Here is a 1,511-nt window from a genome sequence, read left to right as displayed (position 1 = left end):
CCTATGGGCCGAGGACGGTGAGCGGGAGACGGTTGCTGCGGTCCACCTCGCCGGCAAGGGCGATTCGGGCTTCATGACGCCGGCGCAGGCCGGCGAGACCGCTGCGACCTTCGATGCAATGGTCGAGCTCATGCTGGACGGAGCGGACGACCCGCAGTTCACTCCACGCAATCAGTTCGACTGTATCCAGGAGCGCGGCCATGCGGCCCAGGAGAACTAGATGACAAGCACAGGCACCCGCAGGGATCCAGTCAGCAGGAGAGCACGCTGCGTGCCCGCCGCCTTTGTGCTCTGCCTATGCCTGTTGGCGGGGTCCGCGCTGGCCGAGACGGCACCGGCTGCGCGCACGTGGTTCGTGAGCGGAGCAGAGCTGGCCAGGCTCCTGCAGGGCAAGGGCGAAAGCGGATTCTGCAGCAGTGATCAGTGCCGGGACCTGTCGAGCGCCCGCGCGAGCGCCTATATCCAGGGTATTGCGGACGCAGGCCGAGGGCAGTGGTGCGGCCAGGGGCAGATCCTTCCCCATGAACTGGTCGACCGTGTGTCTTCGCACATCCGGCAGCTACCCGCCGAACGACTGCATCAGGATGCCGCATCTCTGGTCATTGAAGCGCTGGAGACTGCGCTTCCCTGCCAGCAGGCGGCGTCCACCAGCGACCGCGCCCACGCCGCGCGGAGTGGGCGATGAGCCCCTGTCGCCGCTGCAGGTCGCCTGGCCGGAACAAAGCGAGAGCTGCCGCATGCGAGTGATGGAGACAGCGCTGTCTGCCGACGTGCTGGCCCTGCTGGAGACCAGCGGCCTGCCTACGGAGGATCTGCGTGCAGGCAGGCCGATCACCCTTCTGGCAGCGTCGTTGAATGGAGAGCTGCTCGGTTGCGTGGGCTATGAATCGAGCCGCGACGTCGTGCTCCTGCGCTCGTTGGCGATCCAGCCGATGTCGCAGGGCAGGGGCCTGGGGCGGCAACTGGTGGTGGAACTGGAGCAGCATGCCAAGGCGGCGGGTGGCAGGACCGTGTTCCTTCTCACGACCACGGCAGCACCGTTCTTCGAGCAGCTTGGCTATGTGCGCGTCGCGCGCGATGCAGCACCGGGATTCATCGCTGCGTCGACGCAGTTCAGTGAACTGTGCCCAGGCTCGGCCCAGCTGATGATGCGTCGGCTGTAGGCCGGCCGGGACCCGGCGGGTGCTTCAGCCCCCTTGTCCATCGATGTCCGGGGCTTGCCGCGTTGCGATCCGGGGTGCCCGGAGTCCAGAGGACAGCTGCGGTGCCGATACCGAGGCGCGCGTGATCAACTGGTGCGCAAGCACGTGGTTGACAGTGGCGCGCCTTGAAGACGCGGGGCGGCGCATTTCCCGCAGCAGGATGTCTATCGCGTTGTCCGCCATCTCTGCGACCGGCTGATGGATGGTGGTCAGTTCCGGCCACACCATTGTCGCGGCGGAGGTGTCGTCGAAGCCCACCACCGAAAGATCCCCCGGCACCTGCAGGCCGCGGCGGTGGGCCACTGAAAC

The 1,511-nt window shown here is 67.0% G+C and carries 3 protein-coding genes and 1 pseudogene; 3 read left to right on the top strand and 1 reads right to left on the bottom strand.

The window, feature by feature from the left end; all coding sequences use genetic code 11:
• The 3 genes and pseudogenes from AB4Y84_RS21465 to arsN2 form a co-directional block, all read left to right on the top strand.
• Nucleotides 1-220 (top strand): annotated as a pseudogene (locus AB4Y84_RS21465) (hypothetical protein); the annotation flags it as partial.
• Nucleotides 221-271: 51 nt separating this feature from the next.
• A complete protein-coding gene (locus tag AB4Y84_RS21460) occupies nucleotides 272-685 on the top strand; it encodes a Rap1a/Tai family immunity protein (protein ID WP_442243548.1) in 414 nt (137 codons plus the stop codon).
• Nucleotides 675-1,163 (top strand): arsenic resistance N-acetyltransferase ArsN2, encoded by a 489-nt coding sequence (arsN2, locus tag AB4Y84_RS21455; protein WP_442250906.1) that lies wholly within the window; start codon nucleotides 675-677, stop codon nucleotides 1,161-1,163. Before AB4Y84_RS21460 ends, arsN2 begins: the two co-directional genes overlap by 11 nt.
• A 24-nt stretch (nucleotides 1,164-1,187) precedes the next feature.
• Here the strand turns inward: arsN2 and AB4Y84_RS21450 are convergent.
• On the bottom strand, nucleotides 1,188-1,511 hold a 324-nt coding region (locus tag AB4Y84_RS21450; RefSeq protein WP_442250905.1), incomplete at its 5' end, for a substrate-binding domain-containing protein.

It is taken from the genome of Stenotrophomonas sp. 2YAF22 (assembly GCF_052114665.1).
In the GTDB taxonomy this organism is placed as follows: domain Bacteria; phylum Pseudomonadota; class Gammaproteobacteria; order Xanthomonadales; family Xanthomonadaceae; genus Stenotrophomonas; species Stenotrophomonas indicatrix.
The sequence above is the reverse complement of the archived record's forward strand: the minus strand, read 5'-3'. Positions and strand labels throughout refer to the sequence as shown.